We start from the raw sequence: 23,974 nt of genomic DNA, 5'->3' as shown, positions 1-23,974 counted from the left end.
TCAAAGAGGGCGTAACATTTCTAATAATTTTTTTTTCCCCCGCATGTACTGCGTACGCGAGGTGCTTTCGCTGATACCGAGGATCTCGCCGATTTCTTCGTGGTCGTATCCCTCAAACAAATAGAGTGATAAAACAACACGGTAACCTTCGGGGAGCTGCTCAATGCACTTACGAACCCGTTCTACATCCATCTGAATCCCTTCCTCGTCGAAAGGGGCATCGTCGGCTATGTCTTGGTCGTCGCTGCCGTAGCCCTCAATATCAACCAATTGCATTTTACGTTGGCGGAGGTGATTGATGGCTTTGTTGACCACAATCTGCTTCAGCCACGCCCCAAACGTGGACTGCCCCTTGAACGTATGTAAGTGGCAAAAAGCATCCAAAAATGCCTCTTGCAGTACGTCTTCGGCCTCTCCGATGTGATTGACCACCCGCATACAGATGTTGAACATGGACTTTGAGTACAACTTATAGAGTTCGTACTGCGCCTTGCGCTCGCCCTGTCTGCATCTTTCTACGAGTTCGACGTGTTTGTCTATGTATAGTTTAGATTCCAATTGGCTGTAATTTCGTAGTAATGACAAATCTGATTTAAAAGATGTTGCATCTCGCTGAAAAAAAAATCTTGTATTTGAGCAATTTTATAAAAACCTATGAGCTTTACAAGCGTAAACCTTATAGGTTTCATCAACCAAATCACTAACTTTGGCGCAAATGCAGTGAGGTATGGTACGTATTTTTTATCGTGAAGGAAAGCAAATCAAACGCGAAAACGACGTTCGCGAGATTGGGAACATCAAGCACATTTTGTGGATAGACTTGCAGTCGCCTACGCAAGAAGAAGAAGAATGGGTCGAAACTAAGTGTGATATTAGTTTTCAGACGCCCCAAGAAATTGTCGAGATTGAGAGTAGTTCACGGTATTTTGAGCAAAACGATACCATCAACGCCAACTCTAATTTTCTGAAAATCAACGCAGATGGCTACGCGATTTACCCCGTTTCGCTCCTGATTCGGGAAGGAGTGCTGTTTACCTACCGTAATGGCGATTCAAAGACGTTTGCCGATACAGTTCGCAAAATGAAAGTGAGCCAAGAGACCTTTCAAAATGGGGTTGATATTCTCCTCCTTTTGCTCGAAACGCGTATTGAAAGCGATGCCGACGTACTAGAAGGACTTTCGCGAGATATTAGTACAATAAGTAAAGACCTTAATCGAGAGCAAAAAGCGAAACAAGAAATTCTGCTGAAAATCAATATGATGCAGGAGAATACCATGCTTTTGCGCGAAACTATCATTGATAAACAGCGAGTATTATCAGGAATTTTACGAAGCCAGTTTTTCCCAGATGACCGTAAAGAACGTCTTCGTATTGTATTGAAAGATATTAGCTCACTTTTGGAATACAGTACCTTCAATTTTGAACGACTGGAGTATTTGCAAAATACGTTCATGGGTCTTATCAACCTCGAACAAAACCAGATTATCAAGATTTTTACGGTCTTTACCATCATCTTTATGCCTCCTACGCTGATTGCGGGCATTTTTGGCATGAACTACACCATTTTACCCAGTAGCAGCCATCCCTATGGATTTTGGTTCTCGCTGTTGCTGATGGTGTTTTCGATGGCGGCGATGTGGTTCTTCTTCAAACGCAAACATTGGATATAGAAAACAAGGAGGAGTTTGTCTAGCAAAATCGGTAAGCCATCTATCAAAATCAATGATCGGTATAGTTCTTTTTTGAATCATTCAGAAAAGAAATACTTTCGTTTCAGTGATTGTTAGCTACTTACTCTTTTTTTAATCAAACCTTTTAGTAAAATGATGAATGTAAGCGCATTTCTTCCGCTCGTGTTGGTAGGCGTATTGGGAAGTTTTCTCCCAACAGCCACTCCGACGCCCTCCGAAATTGTTATTTGTCACGGTGAAAGTACGCCCGAATTTACAACTTGGGCTCCTACCAATACCAACTTTGCTGTTTCTCCCATTGACCTTGACCCGACAAAAACGTACTCGATGCCCTTGTTGGCCGAAACGACCAAAGGAGAGCTGATGCTATCGTGGACTGAAAAAGATGCTTCAGGAATGACCTCTTTCTGTGTAGCTTTCTCAAAAGATAAGGGTAAAACCTTCTCCGAAAAGAAGACCATTTTTAGCGGTAACGGCATTGGTAATAGTCGAATGATGCGTGCGAAAGTGCTTTCTAAAAAGGACGGTAGCTTCATTGCTGTGTTTTCAAATCGCGGAGAAGCTGGTGCCGCACCTGCTTCGGGGCGCGGCGGAGGACGTTCTTCTAACATTGTGTATTGTATTTCAAAAGATGGTGGCAACACTTGGACTGCCCCCCAATCGGTGGATTCTGACCCAAAACAAGGAATTGTTCGCGGCTTTTTTGACGCAGTGATTCTTCCCAATGATGAAATCGCGGTGGCTTATTTGAAGGATGTGGCCAATAGCACCAAACACGAAGAACGGGATTTGCGCTTGGTCGTCTCAAAAGATGGCGTAATGCAGCCTGAACGTTTATTGGATGCTGTGGTGTGCGATTGCTGCCCTATCAATTTGTCGGTGGATGCAAGCGGAGCTTTTACGGTAGTGTACCGCGACAACAACGATGATATTCGCGACATGGCTCGTTTGATTTCGACAGATAATGCGACCACGTTTTCAAAGTCAGCGATTGTCTATAACGACAATTGGAAAATCATGGGCTGCCCTCACAGCGGTGCGATTTCTGCCCAATACGGCAAAAGTGAGCTTTTGGCGTGGTTTTCGGGTTCAGACCAAGAAAAAGGCATTCGCCTGACGACCAGAGAAGGTAAAAAATTCTTTGTCTTGACGGATGCGTCAGCTAAAAACCCTGCTTTAACTAGCGGTGCCAATTCGGCAGTGATGCTTTGGGAGCAAAGCAAAGGCGAAGGTACGCCTACGCAACTCGCGTATCGTAAAATTGCGGAGGGGCAAGTGTCGGAAACGACGTGGATAGCCGATGCTACCAATGCGACCAATTCAACTGGGATTATTCTTGGAAATCAGTTGGTTGTGGCTTACGAAGCAAAGCAAGCCGATGGTAAAAACAGTTTAAAATTCAGCTACGTATCACTATGAAAAATAAAATCTTGATTGGATTGGGCGCTGTTTTGGTTGTCATCCAATTTATCAGACCTGAGAAAAATATTTCTGACGACCGTACCTACGATGTATCGACCAAATATGCCGTTCCTGCGGACGTAAAAAGCCTTTTGAAAGTGGCTTGCGACGATTGCCACAGCAATAAAACCGAATATCCGTGGTATTCAAATATTCAGCCTGTGGCTTGGTTTTTGGATCACCATGTCACTGACGGAAAACGCCACCTCAACTTTTCAAACTTTACGTCGCGCTCGGTGGCGTACCAAAATCACAAGTTTGAGGAAACCATCGAGATGATTAAAGAAGGAGAAATGCCGCTGGAGTCTTACACTTATTTTGGACTCCATTCGGGAGCTAAATTGACCGAAGAGCAAAAACAAACGCTTATCAACTGGGCACAAACCAACATGGACTCGCTCAAAGCACAGTATCCTGCCGATAGCCTCGTGTTGCGCCGCCCGCAAGGAAAATAGTGAGCGCCGTGCGGCTTACCGTGCGGAGGGTTGCTCACAACCCGATGATAACGTGTGAAAGGCTGCCCATAACCCGATTGTCGTGCCGAGGGTTGCTCACAACTCGACTATTACGCAAAAAAATAGAATCAAAACCCCTGTTTTCACCCTAAAAGCCTCGAAAAATTACATTTTCGGGGCTTTTTAATGAGTACAAAACCGTCATTCCCTTCTTTAACACAGTATGATGAAAACGATTATCCCCACCCCCTTTTTTGTAAAAATTGTTGTTTTAATTAGCCTATCATGGCTAAGCCTCACTTCTGTTCAAGCCCAGAATGCCCAGAAATTGGCGAAAGTCAAGGGCACCGTGACTGACGCACAAACCAACGCGCCGTTGTCTTATGCAACCATTAGAATCCTAAAAAGTACGGACAGTACGCTCATTTCGGGCGCTATCACCGACGATAAAGGCCAACTGACAGTGGATGTACCCTATGGACAATTCTATGCTGTAGTCGAGTTTATTGGTTATAAACCGTTTAAAACCAGTGTATTTGCGCTTTCCAAAGAACAGCCTTCACACGACTTAGGAACGCTGAAAATAGCCGCTTCGGCCCGAACGTTAGATGAAGTGGTGGTACAAGCCGAAAAGAGTTCGATGGAATTGGCATTGGATAAAAAAATATTCAACGTTGGTAAAGACCTAGCCAACGCGGGTGGAACAGCAATTGATATTTTGAGCAATGTTCCTTCTGTGTCGGTCGATACGGAAGGAAATGTGAAACTACGCGGAAGCGATGGGGTACGGATTTTGATTGATGGAAAACCGTCGGGCTTGGTGAGTTTTAAGGGGGGAGCGGGTTTGCAGCAATTGCAAGGAAATCAGATTGAACGGATTGAAATTATTACGAACCCCTCGGCGCGGTATGAGGCAGAAGGCTTGTCGGGGATTATCAATATTGTTCTTAAAAAAGAGCGGAAACAAGGCATCAACGGTTCCTTTGAAGTCGTGACAGGTTTTCGACCTAACTACGGAGTGGCGGCCAATATTAATTACCGCAAAAACAAGCTTAATTTATTCCTCAACTACGGCATTGCGTATCGTGTGCCGATTTCAGCAGGACGGTTATATCAGGAGGTGTATGGCAAGGATACCACGGCGATTTTGCAACAAAACACCAGCGGAAACGTAAAAACCATTGCCAATACCATCCGTGGGGGGTTGGATTACTTTTTCAACGAAAAGAACATCCTGACGGCCTCGTACCAATTCCGTCGAACGGACGTGCTGCGGATTACTGACAATACGTACAAAGACTACATCAATTCGTTGTCGAACTTGCGCACCATCACCGACCGCCAACAACGTGAAACCGAAGCCGAGCCTTATTCAGAGTATTCGGTGTCGTACAAAAAAACGTATAATCGCAAAAATCAGGAATTGATTGCGGATGTGCGTTATTTGACGTACTGGGAGCGCTCCGATCAAACTTATACCCAAAACAGCAGATTTGCCGACGGAACGCCTAATGCTAATGGCTCATTACTCCAAAAATCGCTGAACGATGAGTACGAAAATCAACTCATTGCGACCTTGGACTATGTGCAGCCCATCGGGAAAGATGGTAAATTTGAAACGGGGATTCGTTCTAGTTTTCGCGATATGGTCAACGACTACATCGTGACCCAACAAAACGCCCAAGGCGGATTTGACGCCTTGCCAGGCTTGGACAACTACTTCATTTACAAAGAAAACATCCACGGGGTTTACGGGATTTTGGGAAATAAAACCAAGAAGTTTAGCTACCAAGCGGGTTTGCGGGCAGAGATTACGGACGTAACCACCATTCTGCGGGAAACCAACCAAACCAATCCTCGTAAGTACAGCAATTTGTTCCCAAGTGCGCATTTTACCTATAACCTCAACCAAGACAATGCGTTTCAGGTGAGTTATAGCCGCCGCGTGCGCCGCCCAACTTACAACGATTTGAGCCCGTACGTGACGCTATCGGACCAACGTAACTTTTTCTCAGGAAACCCCGATTTGAACCCAGAGTTTACTAATTCGTTTGATTTAGGACATATTTATTACTTTGAAAAAGGCTCGTTTACGTCGTCGGTCTATTACCGTCATACCAACGGGAAAGTACTTCGGATTCGTCGGGTGGATGCGCAAGGCATTTCAAACACTCGTCCCGAAAACTTGGCCACGGAAGATGCCTACGGAGCAGAGTTTACGAGCAACTACACGCCGTTTAAGTGGTGGAAATTAGACTTGAACTTTAACTTCTTCCGCGCCATTACCAACGGTCAAAACCTAGATGCAACCTTCAAAGCGGATACTTACAGTTGGTTTGCCCGCCAAACCTCTCGTTTCAATTTAAGCAAAGGAACTGACTTACAAATCCGTGCCAACTACGAAGCGCCTCAGCAACTTCCGCAGGGTAGCCGCAAGTCGCGCACGTTTGTGGACTTAGCCTTTAGCAAGGAGATTTTGAAAGGTAAAGGTACGCTTACTTTTAACGTCATTGACGTGTTTAACTCGCGCTACATGCGTACGATTACCGAAGGGCTTAACTTCTATTCGGAGGGAACGTTTGGAATGCGCGCTCGCCAAATCAACCTGACCGTCATGTACCGCCTCAACCAAGCCGCAGGTGCCAAAAAACAAAAAAGCTTGATTAGCGGCGAGGAAGGGTAGGAGAAGACGAGATAATTACGCCAAAAAAGAAAAAAGACCTGCGACGCGTGATGCCTTTTTGGTACGTATTTTTTTGGAGTTAATAGCAATCTCTAAGCTGACTGAAAATTCCTTTTCCGTTTGATGAATCAGTAAATGATGGCGATTGGGGTAAAGAAGCTCTAATCGTTTGCGGACATTGACCAATCCGATGCCCGAGGAGTATTTTTCGGGGTCTTGGTCGCTGCGGGGGTGTAGGCTGTTATTGACCGTAAAATGGAGCTTTTCGGTGTCGCAGTGCAGCTTGACAAAAATCCACGAATGATTGCGCAAACTAACCCCGTGTTTGAAGGCATTTTCCACAAAAGGAATGAGCATCATGGGCGCCACCGAGCGCAAACACAGCGAGTCGTCGAGTTCAATTTTTAACTCAAATTTGTCGGATTCGCTGATTCTAAGGCGTTGTAAATCCACGTAATTGCGGAGGTACTGTACCTCCTGTCGAATGTCGATTTGGTCTTGATTGTTTTCGTGCATCATAAACCGCATCATGTCCGACAGTTGCTGAATTCCCTGCGACGTGCGTTCGGCATTTTCTTCAATAGACGTGGCGTAAAGGGTATTCATGGCGTTAAATAAAAAGTGTGGGTTGATTTGCGCCCGTAACGCCGACAACTCCGCTTGGTTGCGATTGAGGCTGGTTTCCAATGGTTTCACCATCACCTGCCGCATAATGGTGACCACAATCGCCCCTATCCAAGCAATCAGACTTAGCAGGAAAACATCATCTACTTCCACAGGCCATACCATGTAGGGGTCGTAGATGTGGAATAAAAAATAGGCAAGATTTCCAATGAAACTTGCTACCAAACTGGCTCCAAACAGAAGCAGTACTTTTTTTACCGCTGCTCGACTTTCGGGGTAGCGGTAAAAGCGAAAACCTCTCCAGCGCAAAAAATGATGGTGGTACAAATAGGTGTGCAGGTACGAACCAATCACCCACATAGAACTTGGAATAATAAAGAAGTCGTTGATCAGAATTTGAAAACTTGAAAAAGCGAAAAACCCAACCAATGCCAAAATGCTTCCTTCTTTGATGATTCGATGAGTGAGTGCGTTTTCCTCGTCGGGCTCGTGTTGTAATACCCACTGGTACAGCTGTGAAAGAGTGACGTAAATGGATGTAGAAATAAAAAGCCCGCTCGAAATCATGGCCACGTTGCGCAGACGAAACAGGTTGTAGAGTTTAGCCCCGATGACGTTGTAGTTTTTGTCGTGACGAAACTCCAATTCATCATGCAAAAACAAATAACTCCAAACCCCTGCCAACAGTACAATGCCTGCGGCAGTAAATGCCAAGAGCGCTTTAAGTTGCTCATCCCGTTGCCATAGCCTGACGACGTACTGAGATTGGATAAACCAACAACTCCAAACCCCTATGCCAAGGTTTAAAAAAGGCAAAAAGCCGTTGAGCCACCAGTTGTAATTCAGAAAAATGCGGTGTTCTTCGTCAGCATTGATAACGCGCAATACGTTGATATACTGGCTGTAATCGGTAGAAACGGAAATGAGTACATAAATGCCAGCTAAAAGGCTGAGTCCCCAAAGTTCTAAAGTGCGAAAACGTTCGATGGTCATAGCGGTGATTGGTTAAGAAAAAAATGGCTGTTAATTGGTTAGACAGCTCAAAAGTAGAACCAGTAAGCACGTTGGGGCAAAATCTGTGACGAATCCTGTCAAATTTGGGGCAGAAAGGGGAAAAACCAAAACGGTACTTACTTTATGACGTAAAATTCCAACGAAAGAGCCCTCTCAAACGTCCTTTAAGAAAAGAGACGAAACCCGATGAGATCATTTATTTTTTTGCTGTTGATTGTGGTTTTGGGAAGCTGTAAGCCCAAAGCTGTTGTTCCCGAAACCATCGCACCCTTGGTAGGGAAGTGGCGTTTGGATGCGTATGAAACGACTGTAAACGGGAAAAAAGAATGGACATTGACCAGTATCAACGCTTCGACGGCGAACTATATTCAGATTCGAGAAGATGGTGTGCTACTGACAGGCAATGGCCTGCAGCTCTGCTGTGCCCCTTCGTCGTTGACAGTCAATGGCAAACGTTTTGAAATTATCCCCAAAAGTACGATTCCCGACAACCCTATGTGTGCGTTGGTAGATTGTATTGGTTGTGCTACGTGGGATATTGAATGGACGGCAGATACGTTTGTTTTAAGCCTGTGTATTAATTCTAGCCGAAGTAGGTACGTGCGAGAGAATTAGTCTAGGCCAATGGAATACCTGTTTCTTGGGCTATTTTCATGATAAACAACCGCGCTTCGTCGTATTCCTCGGGTGTGCGTAGGTGTTCTAACATGAGCGGAACGCGCTGTGGAAGTGCGGTTACGTTGCGTAGATAAGTTACGTAATCCATTCCACCCCGACCTGGCAAGGTTTCTGCGAAATGGACATCTTTTCCTACCACGTCTTTTGCGTGGCAAGAGACAATCCATCGCCCGAGTTTGCGGAATGTATCGTTAATGAGTTGGGTATTTTGGTAAAAACGCTGGGGGGAATTGATGATATTGGCAATGTCGATGTGGGCAGCAAACGCGGGGCGGTCGATGGCTTTAATGAATTTTAAGCATGAATCAGCATCGTTGGGTAAGCTCCACCCCATCATTTCTAAGGCAAATTTGGCTTTTTTAGGCTTGACGGCGTCGATGACCTTACGACAATTTTCGATGGTTGCGTCAACGTATTCTTTGGTAAGGTTGCGGGCGTCGGGGCCATCCCACTGTTTGGGATTGTACGAACCCGCGATGTTGATGCAGGTCAACGCCCCAATTTCTTCGGCCAACGCAAGACGCTCAATGACGTAATCCATGTTTTTCTTACGTTTTTCGCTATCGGCGTCGAGCATATTTACCCATGCTCCAACTTCGGCAATCACGACTTTTTGTTCAGCAAACGCTTTTCGCAGTGCTGTGATTCTAACAGTATCTTTCAGTTCTACCTTGGGGACGTAAGCAGCACTGTAGCCTAAGCGTCGATGCTCCTTCGCTAATTCTACGGGGTCTTCGCTTTTTAGAAAAATAGGTCCACCAAGGTACAGTGGTTGTGTGCTTTTTGGAAACGAAAAAAGAGGCTTCATAAGCGCGAAACCACCCGCAGACTGCAAAAAACGACGACGCGAAAGCATTTTGAATGTGTATTTGGGTGTTATTTAGTTTAAGCCAATTTCTAAAGTGTGGTATCAAGTTTCTATACGCATCATTGATAATAAATTTTAAGTTTAATCGTTTTATTTACGTATCCCTTACTTACTCAAAATGAAAAAGATAGCTTTTATAATGTTATTGTTTGTATGTTCTTTTAGGGGTAATACACAAGAACGTTTTTTTGTTGCGCGTAATTCAATTCAACTGGAAGGCCCAAGCCGTACAATTTATTCTTTAAGCTATGAGCGTATTTTGAGTGAAGGTAAAAAAATAGCGTGGAGTAGTAAAGTAGGCTTAGGAGTCAAAGGAGGGAAACCACTGCGTCAAGGTATTTATGTTGATTTTGGAGGGATTACTACAAGAAGTAAGCATCATTTTGAAGCGGGCTTACAACTTGCTTATTTTAGAGAAAAAACACCACTGCCTACGCCGCAGTTCACCACTGCAAAACCCTTTATTCCCAGTATTTCGGTTAATCCTCGGTTAGGTTATCGTTTTCAAAAACTTAATTCAGGTTGGATTTTCAGGGCTAATGCTGTGTTTGATCTTGTACATAGTGATTATATTGAAGGCCGTATAAAACCTCAAATTTCTGTTCCTATTCCATGGCCTCTTTTAGCTATCGGTCGAAGTTTTTAAATAGTGTTATACTACTATGTTTTAGTTTTTCTTAAGATGGATGGGTTCAAATTTTGAGATAGAACTACTGCTAAAAAAAATCCCCTATTCGCCGAGGCAAATAGGGGAGGGTATGGTTATTTCTAAAGTAGGTTAGTATGCTCTTACTACACCTCGTCCTTCATAGAAGTTAACGTAGGCTTTGTTCACAACGCGGTTACCCCCTGGAGTTGGGTAATTTCCTGTGAAATACCAGTCCCCGCTGTGGTTGGGGCAGGCTTTGTGCAGGTTTTCTACCGTTTGGAAAAGAATAGTCAGTTCGGCTTTGAGATCTTTGGGGCGAACGATTTCGGCTACTTTGCGCGAAACTTCGTCGTCCGTAAACTGATCAAAAAGGGCTTTGACGTAGTTTTGTTGGGTGGCATTACCTGTTTCAAGGGCGGCAACGCACTGGGCATACACTTCTTCACGAAGGTTGTCGAGCCCACGTTCTTTGAGTAACTGCAATGCCGCACGGAAAGCCACAAAATCTTTCACCTTCGACATGTCGATACCGTAGCAGTCGGGGTAACGGATTTGCGGCGCCGACGATACAATGATGATTTTCTTCGGTCCAAGACGGTCGAGCAAACGTAAGATACTCTTTTCGAGGGTAGTACCTCGGACGATAGAATCATCAACAACGACGATTGTATCTACGCCTTTTTTCACCACCTCATAAGTCATGTCATACACATGCGACACCATTTCGTCGCGCGCTTCGTCGCTCGTAATAAAAGTCCGTTGTTTAACGTCTTTTGAGACTAACTTCTCGATACGCGGGCGGAACGAAAGAATTTTATCCAGCTCTTCGGGGGAAAGATTGCCATCGGCAACGGCCTTTTTCCGTTGTTTAGCTAAGTAATCTTCCAAGCCTTCGATTAGACCAAAGAAAGCGGTTTCGGCCGTATTGGGTATGTAAGAGAAGACGGTATTTTCGAGGTCGTAATCTACCTCTTGCAAAATTTGAGGAATCAGAAGTTGGCCAAGTTGTTTACGCTCGTGGTAAATATCTGGATCCGAGGCCCTAGAAAAATAAATCCGCTCAAAACTACAAGAACGTTTTTCGAGCGGCTTTAAAATTTGGTGCTGATCGTACTCGCCATATTTGTCGATGATGAGCGCATGACCAGGTTTTATTTCTTGAATATCGGCATAGTTAGCGTTGAATGCGGCCTTGATGGCAGGTTTTTCGGACGCAACTACCACGACTTCATCGTCGGCATAAAAATACGCAGGACGGATACCCGATGGGTCGCGAACAACAAACGCTTGTCCTGAGCCTGTCATGCCACACATGGCAAAACCACCGTCAAAATCGCGACATGAGCGGTGAAGAACGCGCACCATGTCCATGTTGTCTTCGATGACGTCCGAGAGATCAGGGTTTTCGTAGATTCCTTTGAAACGGTCAAAAACGCGTTGGTTTTCTTCGTCCAAGAAGTGCCCGATTTTTTCCATCACCGTCACCGTGTCCACGCGGTCTTTGGGGTGCTGTCCCAGCGAAACAAGCTTATCAAAAAGCGTGTCAACGTTGGTCATGTTGAAGTTTCCTGCTACCACCAAGTTGCGGCTACGCCAGCTATTTTGACGGAGCATGGGGTGGCAGTTCTCGATTTCGTTAGCCCCGTGGGTACCATAGCGAAGGTGTCCGAGCCAAACCTCACCCGTAAATGCCACGTTTTCTTGTAGCCATTTAGCGTCGTAGCGAAGGTCTTTATCGTCGCCTTTGAGTTCTTTGAAAGCCTTTTTGAATTTCTTCTGGACTTTCGAAAAAATCTCTGCTACAGGTTGTTGATCGACCGAACGGTAACGGCTAATGTAGCGGTGCCCAGGTGGAACTTCGATTTTGATGTTGGCCACGCCCGCGCCATCTTGACCGCGGTTGACCTGTTTTTCCATCAAAGTGTGTAATTTGTAAACTGCGTAGAGGGGTGTGCCGTATTTGTCAATATAATATTGAAACGGCTTCCGGAGGCGAATGAGGGCAATGCCGCATTCGTGCTTGATTACGTCGCTCATCAGAGGGTATGAAGTGTGTGACGGATTGTTAACACAAAGTTAAGAAATCAGATTCCAAAACCTTGTGTTAAATTACAAGAAAGTTGAAAAATATAAAAAGGTAGCTGATTAATGCAATTTAACGGACAGCGTAATCTTCAATCAACGGGCGACGGTAAGGAGCATGAAATGCCAAAACAATATCCTTTTTGGGAATTCCATGTTCTTCTAACTCTAGGGCTATACCTCTTTCAGTCCAGTCCTGCTGAATATATACTTTGTCCCCAATAACATCTATGTGCAAATTAATACCGTGTAAGCGCTTGTATTGCTGCCAACCTACTCCCATAAGTAAGTAATGACCACGCTCGTCATCAACAATTAGTTGTTCGCTATATTCCTCTGTATTCGGCATTTGATACCCAGATGCGTGTTGATGGAGTACTTTTTTTATGATTGCTTTGTATTCTTCTATTTTATCCATTTTGAAATATCTTTTTCTAGTGGTCTGAATAAAATTAGTTTGAGGTTCTCTTCTTCAATAGTCAAACGACCGAAATCATCGTTGAGAAGGACATTATAAACGTCTTCGGGCATCGCCAAGTAAAGTGATGATGTTTCGCCTATGAGCTTGAGAATACGGCTATAGTTTTTGTATTGACCTAATGCTCCATGAAATTCATAAAAAGCAGAAGCAGTCAGAAAACTTTTAACTTCTACTAAGATACGCTCAATTCCTTTTTCTGCCAAAATCATTTCTGCTTCTAAATCAATTTCAATTTTACGCTCACCATAACGAGCTATAAAAGGGTCGTTTTTTATAACCCATCCGTCGTTTTCAAGAGCTTCTCTAACTATAAAGTGAAACTTGTCGCGTGCCATATAGGTATGATTTAAATCAAAAACAACTGCCTACAAATACGGAACAACGGTCTCCAATCCCATTCCTCTTGAGCCTTTGATAAGCACATGGGTGTTTTGTTGAGGATGGTCAATAACCCAGTTGTGTAATGAGAATTTATCTGGAAAATAATAGGCTTTTGGTAAAGCAGACAAGGCATCTTGCATGAGTTTCCCCGCCAAAATGACAATGTCAAATTTTTGTGCTGCTACCAATTTCCCTAGTGCTAAGTGTTCCGCAGGTGATTCGTCGCCTAGTTCGAGCATATCACCCAAAATCACCATTTTACGCTCGGCTTTGAGTTTACCAAAGTTCTCAATCGCGGCGGCCATCGACGATGGATTGGCATTGTAGGCGTCCATGATGACTGTATTGCTCCCTTTTTGGATAATTTGTGAGCGGTTGTTGGTCGGATTGTACTCCGCAACGGCGTCGTTGGCGTCTTGGTCCGAAACGCCAAAATAAGCGCCAATTGCCAAGGCTGCGGCGATGTTTTCAAAATTGTACCGACCCGTCAGGTGAGTATGAACGGTTTGTTGGTGAGCATCTTTATAAATAACCAAAGGAGCATCTTCCAACAGTTGAGGGGCAGTCGCATCGGCTAGGTACAAGACTTTCTGACTAAATGTGCGCTCGTTGGCCATTTCTTGGAGGGTAGCGTTGGCTTCGTTGACAAAAACCGTACCGCCTGACGCTGAAAGCCAGTCAAATAGTTCTCCTTTGCCTTTACGCACCCCCTCGATGCCGCCAAAACCTTCCAAATGGGCTTTGCCAATGTTGGTAATCATGCCGTGGGTAGGCTCGGCAATACTACTGAGTAGCGCAATTTCTTGTTGGTGGTTGGCTCCCATCTCCACCACCGCGATTTCATAACTTTTGTCGATAGCCAATAAAGTGAGCGGGACGCCAATATGGTTATTAAGGTTGCCCTTGGTGGCGTAGGTACGGTATTTTTTGCTTAGTACAGCTGCAATCAGCTCTTTGGTAGTAGTTTTTCCGTTGGAACCTGTTAAACCCACAACAGGGATGTTGAGTTGACGACGGTGGTGGTTGGCCAACTGTTGCAGTGCTTCCAAACTATTTTCCACCAATAGAAAACGGTTATCCACAGCGTATTCGGAGTTATCCACAATGGCGTATTTTGCTCCTTTTTCTAGGGCATCTTTGGCATAGACATTTCCATCAAACTTATCACCCCGCAGGGCTACAAACAAACAACCTTCAACAATCTGTCGAGTATCGGTTGAAATGCCATTACAGGCCAAAAAGCAATCGTATAATTGAGAAATCGTCATTTGAGTTTAACTTCATTTTATGTTTTTAAAAAGGGCTGCTGCGCGGAGGGTCGGGTTTTGAGAAACCCTCTGCACGCTTGCGCGGAGGGTCGGGTTGTGAGCAACCCTCTTCACAAAGGGTCGGGTTTTGAGAAACCCTCTGCACGCTACATTTGCCTTTTGCTTATTGCTCCTTACTCCAGACTTCATAAATTTTAGCTCCTGCACTGCTTAGGCCACTGTGGTGCCAATCTTTACCGTCTTTGAGTTCGTAATCAAAGGTGAGGGATGCACCTACACGGCTGTTGTCACGACTGAAAAATTCGATGGTTTCGGTGTATTTACCATCTTTGATGACGTAACTACCACCTCCTGTACCCGAAAACTGCTTGGTTTCGGGGTTGATGGCAGCCCATTGAAAACGTGTTCCTGTGAGCATTTTGAGGGTTTTACGAGGGCCGCGTTGCATTGGCGAAATGTTGCCGTCGTTGCCCATGCGTCCAGTTATGCGATATAAAGCTGAAGCAGGGGTGCTGCCATCGTCCATTTGTTGCCATTCCCCTACGTTTTCAACCGATAATTTTTTCCCCGAGATTGTTATTTTGAAATTTAAGGTCTTGCCAACTCTGGAGGTATCCGCAGAATTAAATTCACTTTTGTAAGCAATGGTGCCGTTGGTGATTTTGTAGGTTCCGCCTTCGGTATAAATAAACTCTTTTTCTTTGTAACGGGTCATCATCAAGTAGTCATCCGAGCAGATGAGCGAAGTGATGGTTCCATCGTCACCTTTTTGCTGCCAAGTGCCTTTTAATTGGGCAAACACGGGGGAGCTGAGCAAAAGCCCCAAACCTAACATCCAGCAAGAGAAGCGAAATAGTGTTTTCATACGAGTGAGAGGGTTTTTTATTTTGAGCAAAGTTAATCCAAAACCTCCCAGAAACAATAAAGCAACCCTCACGAATGAAAGTTGCTTTATTGGGGTAATTTATTTTTTCACTTGTATTGTCAGCGATGAAAGCGCTTTGAAAAATTAGACGTTCATGAGTGATTCGCGGCGGCGCATTTTACCCGCAGGAATACCAAACATCATTTTGAAACGGCGACAAAAATACGCCGTGTCTTTGTAACCTACTTCGGCTCCAATGGCGCGAATACTTTTCTTCGACGTACGAAGCAAGTTAACGGCTTCTTCCATGCGCTGGTATTCGATGTAGTCTTGTGGGTTGATTTGGGTCAACATTTTGAAATACTGACCTACGTAGTCTTCCGAGACGTTGGCGACGTTGGCCAACACCTTGTTCGACAAATCGCCTCCCAAGTTGTCTTTGATGTAGGCAAAGATGTCAATCAAACGAGGATCTTTGAAGTAGGTGCTGTTGGTGACCAATTGTTCAACAAACAGACGGTTTTTCAAAATGTAGCGAATAACCTCAATGGCAAGCTCTTCGGTTTTGATTTTGATAATTCGTCCGCGACCAGCAACGTCGTTGAAATCTTCTTGTAAGATTTCACCAATCAATCGACCAAGGTAGGTGTTGTGCTTGATGATGAATGGCGGAATGTCCAACGACGTAAAGAAGTTGACCGAGTCGAACACCTTGGCGTCGAAGGCTACCAACCCAAACGAGTGCGGTATTTTGCCCACTTGCGAAGAGTCGCGGAGCGTATCAAAATACAATTCGCGGCGGGTTAAGAACTCTTCATTGCTAACAACCTTTGGCTGAACGTTATCTCCGCTGCTGTAAGTAACAGTGGCGTGCTTTCCTCCAGGTATAAAAAGCATGTCCCCAACGTCGATTTTTTCATTGCCAAAAGATACCTCTCCGTCATAGAGAATCATGAGTGAGTTCTCTACGTCGTAAAAGTTTTTAATGGTAATAGTTTGTAACATCCGAATGTGACGAGCCTTGATAAACTTCACACCCAGTGATTCGATGATTTTATTATAATCTTCCATTTGAAAATGGGTTAAGTGCTTCCCGATTAAGTAAATGCAAAATTAGCGTTTTTCTGAAAATTTGTACAAAAATTGTAATTGTACAAATCTAATACAAGTGTGGAATTTTTTTCAATATAAAAAAAAGTGCGCGAATCCTGCAAGGAAACGCGCACTTTTTTTTTGAAAAACCCCCTAAAATTGGATTATTCAGGCTTTTTGCAATTCTCGGGCTATTACCAATTTTTGTATTTCTGAGGTACCTTCGTATATCTGAGTTATTTTTGCATCGCGCATTAATCGCTCTACGTGGAATTCTTTGACGTAACCATACCCTCCGTGAATCTGCACGGCTTCGGTCGTGGCCCACATCGCTACATCCGAAGCAAAGAGCTTGGCCATCGCGGCGGCTTGGACGTAGTCTTTGTGTTCGTCTTTGAGGCGGGCGGCTTTATATACCAATAAACGAGCCGCTTCGATTTTAGTCGCCATTTCGGCTAGTTTAAACTGTATCGCTTGGTGTTCAAAGATAGGTTTGCCGAAAGCCTTGCGTTCGTGGGCGTACTTGAGTGAAAGCTCCAGCGCTCCCGCCGCAATGCCGAGGGCTTGGGCCGCAATGCCAATTCGCCCACCGTTGAGGGTACTCATGGCAAATTTGAACCCAAAACCATCGTTTCCAATGCGGTTCTCTTTCGGCACTTTCACGTCAGTAAACATCAATGAATGCGTATCCGATGCCCGAATCCCCATTTTGTCTTCTTTTTTGCCCACTACAAAACCATCCCATCCTTTTTCCACAATAAGGCAGTTGATGCCTTTGTGCTTGAGTTCGGGGTGGGTTTGGGCCATCACTAAGCATACTGACGAAATGTTGCCGTTGGTAATCCAGTTTTTTGTACCGTTCAACAGATAAAAATCGCCTTTATCCTCGGCAGTGGTATGTTGCGACGTCGCATCAGAGCCCGCTTCAGGTTCAGAGAGGCAAAAAGCCCCAATGATTTCACCCGCTGCGAGTGGAGCTAGGTATTTGCGTTTTTGTTCTTCAGTACCGTAAGCTTCTAAACCATAGCATACCAAAGAGTTATTGACCGATACCATGACCGAAGCCGACGCGTCCACTTTCGACAATTCTTCCATCGCCAGTACGTACGAAACGGTATCCATTCCACCTCCGCCGTATTCGGGCGAAACCATCATGCCCAAAAAGCCCAGCTCACCCATGCGTTTGAGGAGTTTGGGGTCAAACTTTTGTTCGTTGTCGCGTTCAAGAATTCCAGGAAGAAGTTCGTTTTGGGCAAAATCGCGTGCCGCTTCCTTAACCGCCAAATGCTCTTCGGTCAAGTTGAAGTTGAGTCCTTCTAATACCATCGTGCGTTACTGTTTGTGAAGTGTAAGAGTTTGTTTTGACTTTGGGTCAAAAATACAATTTTGAAAAATAGTATGCAAGCATACTTTTAAGCAACTCCACCATTTACACTCAACGTATGTCCATTGACATATCCAGCTTCATCGGAGGCCAAATAAAGGTAGGCGTTGGCGATGTCTTCGGGAAGTCCCATCCGTTTTACTGGAATGCCCGCTACAGTTTGGTTGCGGACTTCTTCGGGAATCAGATCAGTCATTTCGGTTTTGATGAAACCAGGCGCCACGGCATTGGCCGTGATGTTGTATTTACCGAGTTCTTTAGCCCACGTTTTCACCATTCCAATAATGGCCGATTTGGTAGCTACATAGTTGGTTTGGCCAAAATTGCCCGTTTGGCCTACTACGGAAGAGGTACAGATGATGCGGCCGTATTTTTTTTCTACCATGTACGGAACAATGGTTTTGGTACAATTGAAGACCCCGTTGAGGTTAATATCAATCACTTGTGCCCACTCTTGGTACGACATTTTGAGCAACGATTTGTCGCGGGTAATGCCTGCATTGTTGACCAAAATATCAATTTGTCCGTAGCGTTCGTAAATATCGCGGGCGGCGGCTTCAATGGCAGGTACATCCGTGACGCTGATTTTTGTAAATTCGGCAGAAAAGCCTTTACCCCGCAGTTCTTCGGCGGTTTGCTCGCCTGCGTCGAGCATATCCCAGATAATCACTTTGGCGCCTTCGCGCGTAAAAATTTCGGCAGTGGCTTTACCGATTCCTCGGGCACCTCCCGTAATGATGGCAACTTTATCTTGTAAACGCATGACGATTGGAAGCCCCCCGCCCCAATGGGGAGTTATTGGGTTGATATTACACCGACTTTTTGGGGTAAAGCCGTTTTAACAGTTACTCAAAGGCTAAACTTATCATTTCGGCGACACAGGCAGGTTTGGAATGTCCTTCTATTTCAAAGACAAGCGCCATGGTAGATTTTACGCCGTTGGGTTCTTGGTCTTCGACTTCTTTGAGGGTGGCGTGCATTCGCACGCGGCTGCCTGTGGGTACGGGCGAAGTAAACCGAACTTTGTTGGTGCCGTAATTGAGCCCCATTTTTGCCGATTTGACTTGGTACAATTCATACATGAACTTGGGCGCTAACGATAGCGTCAAAAAACCGTGGGCAATGGTCGTTTTGAACGGGGAGTACTTAGCGGCCATGTCGGTATCTACGTGAATCCATTGGTGGTCGCCAGTGGCTTTGGCAAAATCATTGACCATTTCTTGGGTAATTGTCACCCATTCACTTGTGCCAATTTCTTGGCCTACGTGAGCCCGAAATGCGGCGAGGTTTTCAAAAGTCAGCATGTGTCTTTAAGGTTTATTGCTATCGACTTTAATTCGTTCATCGCGGTTAGAAAGCTCCCACGCAGTATGAAAAACAAGCTGAACAATTTTTGACTGCTTGTCAAACATAATCTTCTCGACATCATCGCCTGGGCGGTGGTAGTCTTCGTGAACCCCCGTAAAATAAAAGATAACGGGTACTTTGTTTTTGGCAAAGTTGTAGTGGTCGGAGCGGTAATAAAAACGATTGGGGTCGGTGGGGTTGTTGTACGTATAGTCTAGTTTGTAGTTGGTATATTTTTCGTTGGCGGCTTCGCTGATGGCGTGAAGCTCCGACGAAAGTTTATCAGAACCAATCAGATAGACGTATTTTGGGTCACTTTTGTGAGCGGCATCCACGCGACCAATCATGTCGATATTGAGGTCACAGACAGTATTGGCCAACGGAATAACAGGGTTAGAAGTGTAATATTCGGAGCCCCAAAGTCCTTTTTCTTCGCCCGTTACGGTCATAAACAGAATGCTACGGCGGGGGCCATTTCCTGCGGCTTTGGCTTTAGAAAATGCCTCGGCCAATTCAAGAATAGACACTGTCCCTGAGCCGTCGTCGTCGGCGCCGTTGTTAATTTGTCCATCCGACGAAATGCCAATATGGTCTAAGTGCGCTGAGATGACGATGACTTCGTCTTTTTTGTCGGTGCCTTCTAAGAACCCAAGGACGTTCTCGGTCATTATGATATTGTCTTTGCGTTCGGCTTTGAGACGAATGGTTTTTTCAGAAATAGCGTTTACGGGTGGTTGGCCCGTTTTCGTAATTCCCTGTTGAATTTTTGACCATTTTTTTTCTTTGATTCCCAGTAAATCAAGCGCCATTTTTTTTGAAATGGTAAAGGTGGCGTAGCTGCTAGGGGTTTCGGTATAGGGCTTCATCGAAAGACGGTTAAAGCGTTGGCTCATCAACATTCGACGGTTGAGTTCTTTGGTAAAGTCGTCGCCAGTGAGTTCCGAAACAATCAACACGTATTTGGCTCCTTTGCTGCTAGCGAGGTTGGCTTTGCGCTGCCACGCCATGTTGTCGTTGCTCCATTTAGTGGCTTTATCGTTGCCCGAAAGCAAAAAGTTCCCTTTGCTGTCCTTCGGCTCGCCTTCCCAAATAAGCACAGCTTTTCCCGTTACATTGAGGTTGGCGTAATCGTTGTATTTTTCAGATTCGATGCCGTAACCAGCAAAAACAACGGGGACTTTTTCTTCCGAAAGTACATTAATGATGCCGTTGAGGTAAAAATCGTCTTGGAGTTCATAGCGTTCTTTTTCAGTGGCTAAATACACTTCGCCCCAGCTTTTTTGGTAGAGGGCATAGGGTTGAAAGTACGATTTTGAGCCGTCAACGGCGGTAACAATCGGCTGTAGGCCGACGGATTTGAAGAAATTGGCGACATAATTGGCCGCTTTTTTTTGTCCTGGCGAGCCCGTATCGCGTCCTTCGAGGCTATCGTGCGCAATGACCCTCAAATGGCGTTCGAGGTCTTGGGCCGTGATGGTTTGGGCAAATTGGGTAGAGGCGTCTTGGGCAATTGCCTGTGTAAAACACAGTGCCAATAGAGGTACTGCTTTCAAAAAAAGTTTGTTCATGGTTTTTGGCTTGGATGAATGAAAATATCAACTAAAACAACCGCCAAGAGGCTATTTGGTTGATAAAATTAGGAATAGATTCGGGCAGAAGGAAGGCCATAAATACGATGCCGAAAAGCGCACCGTACAGGTGGGCGTCGTGGTTGATGCGGCCACGATTTTGGCGAGATTCGTAAAACGAATAAGCCATGTAAATTCCTCCAAAAATGAAACCAGGTACGCAAATCGCGAAATAGAGGCACACTTTTTGGAGTGGAGCCAAAAGAATAAACGCAAACAAAAGCGCCGACACGCCGCCCGAAGCGCCAAGGGAATTGTAATTACTGTTGTTGCGGTGCTTCAAAAATGTGGGAATGTCAGACACCACAATTCCTGCCAAAAAGAGAAGGAGGTAATAAATGGTTCCGTTGCCGCCAAAATACCCCTGCAAAAACATCTCCATCGCTTCCCCAAAAAAGTAAAGGCTGAACATGTTGAAAATGAGGTGCCCCACGTCGGCATGAATAAAGCCCGAAGTAAGAAAGCGGTAGTATTCGTTGTATTTAGAAACACGAACGGGGTTAAAAACCCATTTGTCGAGCAACGAAGGGTTTTGCCAAGCGTACCAGCTTAGACCAATAGAAACAAGAATGATGACGATAGTAAGCGACATTACAGCGAGGGTAGTTCAAAAAGGTGTTGAAATTGATAACATTACAACACAAACATAATGGAACTACCGTAAACCGCCAATGTTTCGTTATTTATTGCGTCGTCGCCAGAGATAGACCCTACTTTCGCTGCCGTTGAAGAGCCGAACGATGTTTTTTTGGTGGGTTAAGACCACAATCGCAAACAAAAGAAACCCAAAAACGATTAAAAGAGTACTGGCTTGCCCAAAGACTCCCAAGACCAACATCATTGGGAAGGCAAAAGCGGCGACGATGCTGCTCAAAGAAACGTAGTTGGAAGCCAATAAGACCAATACAAATATGGCAATACAGACGGAAGCAACTTGCGGGTCAATCGCAAGCACCATTCCCAACGAAGTCGCAACCCCTTTTCCACCTTTGAAACGCGTGAAAACGGGATATAAATGGCCTAAAACCGCCATTACACCGAGTAAAAGCTTGAATGTCAGAATTTGGGGGCCGTCGATTACCTCTAAGAAAAAAAGAATGTTGGCGAGCATCGTCGCTGTCCAACCCTTTAAGACGTCAATCAAAAGAACAATGGTTCCTGCGCGTTTCCCCAAAACTCGAAATGTATTGGTGGCACCTGCATTTCCACTACCAAATTTCCGAACATCAATCCCAAAATACGCTTCACCGTACCAAATGGCAGAGGGAATAGATCCCAACAGGTAAGCGGTCACAAAGGCCGAACACACGTGCCAGAAATTCATGAAAGAAGTGTAAGTTTTTTAAGTTGAATCAAAATCGTATTTATGAGCTAAATATTGCTTTTTATTCTAAAAAAGCCAACAAAAGTAAAACTTTATCTTAACCTTTGTTTAACGAAAATAACATTTTTTTAAGATGACCCCTATTGTAATTGTCAGTGGAGGAACAAAAGGAATCGGGCGGGCAACCATAGAACGCTTTATGGAAGCAGGATTTGACGTGGCCACTTGTGCACGCCGCGAAGCCGATTTGGTGCAACTCCAGCACGAACTTCAAACTAAATTTCCCCAACAACAACTATTTTATAAAACGACTGATATGGCCATAAAGTCTGAAGTAGAGGCATTTGTGGCATATATTCATAGTTTGGAAAGGACTATTGCGGTTTTGGTGAACAACACGGGCTTGTTTGCTCCAGGGCAAATTCACAACGAACCCGAAGGTACGCTCGAAAGCATGATTGATACCAATTTATACAGTGCCTATTACCTGACGCGTGGGGTGATTGAAAAGATGATTTCAGCCAAAAAAGGCCATATTTTTAATCTCTGTTCTACGGCAAGTATCACCGCGTACACCAACGGCGGGTCATACTGCATTTCAAAGTTTGCCCTTTATGGCATGACCAAAGTTTTGCGGGAAGAACTGAAGCCGCACGGGCTCAAAGTAACGGCTATTTTGCCAGGAGCTACCCTAACGGCAAGTTGGGAAGGAGTAGAATTGCCAGAAGAACGCTTTATTCAAGCGAGAGACGTGGCAGAATCCATTTGGTCGGCCTATAACCTAACTCCTGGAGCGGTGGTTGAAGAGATTTTGATACGCCCGCAATTAGGAGATATTGGATGATTTTAGGAATTTTGGGTCGAAAATTGGTAACTTGCGCACTTAGTCTCCTTTTTTATTATCATTCACCGATAACGATTTACACGCACTGATGGAACAATACTTGGGTATAGACGTTGGTGGCACCAACGTTAAAATGGGCGTTGTTGACACCGAAACGGGTCGAATTTCTAATTTCTACAGCCACGATACGGCAAGCTGGAGAGAAATGGGACACTTCGAAAAACATTTAGGTGACGCTATTGCGATTCAATTGCACGAATACCCCAACATTAAAAAAGTAGGTATAGGTCTCCCTGGGATGATTAACCGCAAACGTACCGTACCGTTAGAAATTACAGCTATCCCCGAAATTGATAATGTTCCGTTGGTAGATTACCTTTCTGGCCGTTTTGAAGGAGTACAGTTTTTCCTTGAAAACGATGCCAATGCGGCGGCACTTGGGGAGTTTTATTTTGCCGAAGAAAAAATCGACGAAAATTATATTTTCATCACCCTGGGAACAGGCGTAGGCGGAGCAGCAATCATCAACCGCAAGGTATTTGTGGGTGGCGATGGCAACGCCATGGAGCCTGGGCACGTTCCGTCGAAAAACGGGAAAGTGTTGGAGCGGAACATTGGTAAAAAAGAACTGCTCGACCTTGCCAATGACATGCGCCGCCGTTACACTGGCGAAACTCAGTTGCCAGGCGATGGGTCTATTTCGACAACAGGTTTGGTAGCCGCTGCCGCAGAAGGCGACGAATTGGCCCTGAATATCTGGAACGAAGTAGGCGAAATGCTGGGCGATGGCTTGGTGGCGATGATTCGCATTTTGGATATTAAGTTGATTTTGATTGGTGGTGGCTTGTCCGCGTCGTTTGAGTATATCCTCCCAGCCGTGGAGCGCCGTCTCAACTACTGGCTGACGCCATATTATTTGAAAGACCTGACGATTAAACGTGCTACATTGGGCAATGATGCGGGCCTTTTGGGCGCGGCGTCTCTTTGCTTCGACTAAGTACGTTTTTATACTTCTTCAAATCCCGTAGAAAAGTCAAAGTGCTGGCTTGCTCTACGGGATTTTTGTGTTTTAGTAGGGTAAAAATGCGAAAGAAAGATGTTTGTGGAAATATCAGGTTGTGAGCAACCTGATACACAACGGTGAGCAACCTGA

At 44.9% G+C, this 23,974-nt stretch carries 23 protein-coding genes; 8 read left to right on the top strand and 15 right to left on the bottom strand.

Annotation, left to right across the window (positions count from 1 at the left end; translation table 11 throughout):
• Complete coding sequence (locus tag AC23P2_RS01465) at nt 1–558, bottom strand: RNA polymerase sigma factor (protein WP_487771544.1); 558 nt, start codon at nt 556–558, stop codon at nt 1–3.
• A 169-nt stretch (nt 559–727) separates the two neighbouring features.
• On the opposite strand from AC23P2_RS01465, the gene corA reads away from it, so the two are divergent.
• The 4 genes from corA (at nt 728) to AC23P2_RS01445 (ending at nt 6,292) form a co-directional block, all read left to right on the top strand.
• On the top strand, nt 728–1,672 hold the full coding sequence (gene corA / locus AC23P2_RS01460; protein WP_487771543.1) for a magnesium/cobalt transporter CorA: 945 nt from the start codon (nt 728–730) through the stop codon (nt 1,670–1,672).
• Nucleotides 1,673–1,825: 153 nt separating this feature from the next.
• On the top strand, nt 1,826–3,112 hold the full coding sequence (locus tag AC23P2_RS01455) for a sialidase family protein (protein WP_487771542.1): 1,287 nt from the start codon (nt 1,826–1,828) through the stop codon (nt 3,110–3,112).
• Nucleotides 3,109–3,609, top strand: coding sequence for a heme-binding domain-containing protein (locus AC23P2_RS01450; RefSeq protein WP_487771541.1), 501 nt, complete (start codon nt 3,109–3,111; stop codon nt 3,607–3,609). Before AC23P2_RS01455 ends, AC23P2_RS01450 begins: the two co-directional genes overlap by 4 nt.
• A gap of 226 nt (nt 3,610–3,835) precedes the next feature.
• A complete protein-coding gene (locus tag AC23P2_RS01445) occupies nt 3,836–6,292 on the top strand; it encodes a TonB-dependent receptor (RefSeq protein WP_487771786.1) in 2,457 nt (818 codons plus the stop codon).
• Nucleotides 6,293–6,307: 15 nt separating this feature from the next.
• Here AC23P2_RS01445 and AC23P2_RS01440 read toward each other — a convergent pair whose 3' ends face one another.
• Nucleotides 6,308–7,909 carry a sensor histidine kinase gene (locus AC23P2_RS01440; RefSeq protein ID WP_487771540.1) on the bottom strand — a complete coding sequence of 534 codons (1,602 nt, stop codon included), beginning with the start codon at nt 7,907–7,909 and terminating at the stop codon, nt 6,308–6,310.
• Nucleotides 7,910–8,116: 207 nt separating this feature from the next.
• Here AC23P2_RS01440 and AC23P2_RS01435 point away from each other — a divergent pair, with 207 nt between their 5' ends.
• A complete protein-coding gene (locus AC23P2_RS01435) occupies nt 8,117–8,545 on the top strand; it encodes a hypothetical protein (RefSeq protein ID WP_487771539.1) in 429 nt (142 codons plus the stop codon).
• Between the two features lies 1 nt (nt 8,546).
• On the opposite strand, the gene AC23P2_RS01430 is transcribed toward AC23P2_RS01435, so the two are convergent.
• Nucleotides 8,547–9,464 carry a sugar phosphate isomerase/epimerase family protein gene (locus AC23P2_RS01430; RefSeq protein WP_487771538.1) on the bottom strand — a complete coding sequence of 306 codons (918 nt, stop codon included), beginning with the start codon at nt 9,462–9,464 and terminating at the stop codon, nt 8,547–8,549.
• Between the two features lie 130 nt (nt 9,465–9,594).
• Between AC23P2_RS01430 and AC23P2_RS01425 the strand changes: the two genes are divergently transcribed.
• Nucleotides 9,595–10,122 carry a hypothetical protein gene (locus tag AC23P2_RS01425; RefSeq protein ID WP_487771537.1) on the top strand — a complete coding sequence of 176 codons (528 nt, stop codon included), beginning with the start codon at nt 9,595–9,597 and terminating at the stop codon, nt 10,120–10,122.
• A 132-nt stretch (nt 10,123–10,254) separates the two neighbouring features.
• Here AC23P2_RS01425 and AC23P2_RS01420 read toward each other — a convergent pair whose 3' ends face one another.
• From AC23P2_RS01420 to plsY, 12 genes are all read right to left on the bottom strand, one after another.
• Nucleotides 10,255–12,162, bottom strand: a complete 1,908-nt coding sequence (locus AC23P2_RS01420; protein ID WP_487771536.1) for an amidophosphoribosyltransferase — start codon at nt 12,160–12,162, stop codon at nt 10,255–10,257.
• 118 nt (nt 12,163–12,280) lie between these two features.
• Nucleotides 12,281–12,625 (bottom strand): element excision factor XisI family protein, encoded by a 345-nt coding sequence (locus AC23P2_RS01415; RefSeq protein ID WP_487771535.1) that lies wholly within the window; start codon nt 12,623–12,625, stop codon nt 12,281–12,283.
• Nucleotides 12,613–13,023, bottom strand: coding sequence for an element excision factor XisH family protein (locus AC23P2_RS01410; protein WP_487771534.1), 411 nt, complete (start codon nt 13,021–13,023; stop codon nt 12,613–12,615). Before AC23P2_RS01410 ends, AC23P2_RS01415 begins: the two co-directional genes overlap by 13 nt.
• A gap of 30 nt (nt 13,024–13,053) precedes the next feature.
• A complete protein-coding gene (locus AC23P2_RS01405; protein ID WP_487771533.1) occupies nt 13,054–14,337 on the bottom strand; it encodes a UDP-N-acetylmuramoyl-tripeptide--D-alanyl-D-alanine ligase in 1,284 nt (427 codons plus the stop codon).
• Nucleotides 14,338–14,500: 163 nt separating this feature from the next.
• Entirely contained in the window at nt 14,501–15,202 is a 702-nt protein-coding gene (locus AC23P2_RS01400; protein WP_487771532.1) for a membrane or secreted protein, read from the bottom strand.
• 144 nt (nt 15,203–15,346) lie between these two features.
• Nucleotides 15,347–16,273 carry an AraC family transcriptional regulator gene (locus tag AC23P2_RS01395; RefSeq protein ID WP_028524107.1) on the bottom strand — a complete coding sequence of 309 codons (927 nt, stop codon included), beginning with the start codon at nt 16,271–16,273 and terminating at the stop codon, nt 15,347–15,349.
• A 189-nt stretch (nt 16,274–16,462) separates the two neighbouring features.
• A complete protein-coding gene (locus AC23P2_RS01390) occupies nt 16,463–17,620 on the bottom strand; it encodes an acyl-CoA dehydrogenase (protein WP_487771531.1) in 1,158 nt (385 codons plus the stop codon).
• Nucleotides 17,621–17,706: 86 nt separating this feature from the next.
• The gene (gene fabG, locus AC23P2_RS01385) at nt 17,707–18,441 is read right to left on the bottom strand and encodes a 3-oxoacyl-[acyl-carrier-protein] reductase (protein ID WP_487771530.1); all 735 of its coding nucleotides are present in this window, start codon (nt 18,439–18,441) and stop codon (nt 17,707–17,709) included.
• 82 nt (nt 18,442–18,523) lie between these two features.
• On the bottom strand, nt 18,524–18,982 hold the full coding sequence (locus AC23P2_RS01380) for a MaoC family dehydratase (protein WP_472489011.1): 459 nt from the start codon (nt 18,980–18,982) through the stop codon (nt 18,524–18,526).
• A 6-nt stretch (nt 18,983–18,988) separates the two neighbouring features.
• The gene (locus AC23P2_RS01375; protein ID WP_487771529.1) at nt 18,989–20,593 is read right to left on the bottom strand and encodes a M28 family peptidase; all 1,605 of its coding nucleotides are present in this window, start codon (nt 20,591–20,593) and stop codon (nt 18,989–18,991) included.
• Nucleotides 20,594–20,624: 31 nt separating this feature from the next.
• Entirely contained in the window at nt 20,625–21,245 is a 621-nt protein-coding gene (locus AC23P2_RS01370; RefSeq protein WP_487771528.1) for a rhomboid family intramembrane serine protease, read from the bottom strand.
• Between the two features lie 87 nt (nt 21,246–21,332).
• On the bottom strand, nt 21,333–21,977 hold the full coding sequence (gene plsY / locus AC23P2_RS01365) for a glycerol-3-phosphate 1-O-acyltransferase PlsY (protein WP_028524113.1): 645 nt from the start codon (nt 21,975–21,977) through the stop codon (nt 21,333–21,335).
• A gap of 133 nt (nt 21,978–22,110) precedes the next feature.
• Between plsY and AC23P2_RS01360 the strand changes: the two genes are divergently transcribed.
• Nucleotides 22,111–22,821 carry an SDR family oxidoreductase gene (locus tag AC23P2_RS01360; RefSeq protein WP_487771527.1) on the top strand — a complete coding sequence of 237 codons (711 nt, stop codon included), beginning with the start codon at nt 22,111–22,113 and terminating at the stop codon, nt 22,819–22,821.
• Between the two features lie 88 nt (nt 22,822–22,909).
• The gene (locus AC23P2_RS01355) at nt 22,910–23,818 is read left to right on the top strand and encodes an ROK family protein (protein ID WP_487771526.1); all 909 of its coding nucleotides are present in this window, start codon (nt 22,910–22,912) and stop codon (nt 23,816–23,818) included.
• The last annotated feature ends 156 nt before the right edge of the window (nt 23,819–23,974 follow it).

It is taken from the genome of Runella sp. R0.1_18 (genome assembly GCF_057652155.1).
Note: the sequence above shows the minus strand (reverse complement) of the source record. Positions and strands in the feature narration are given on the sequence as shown.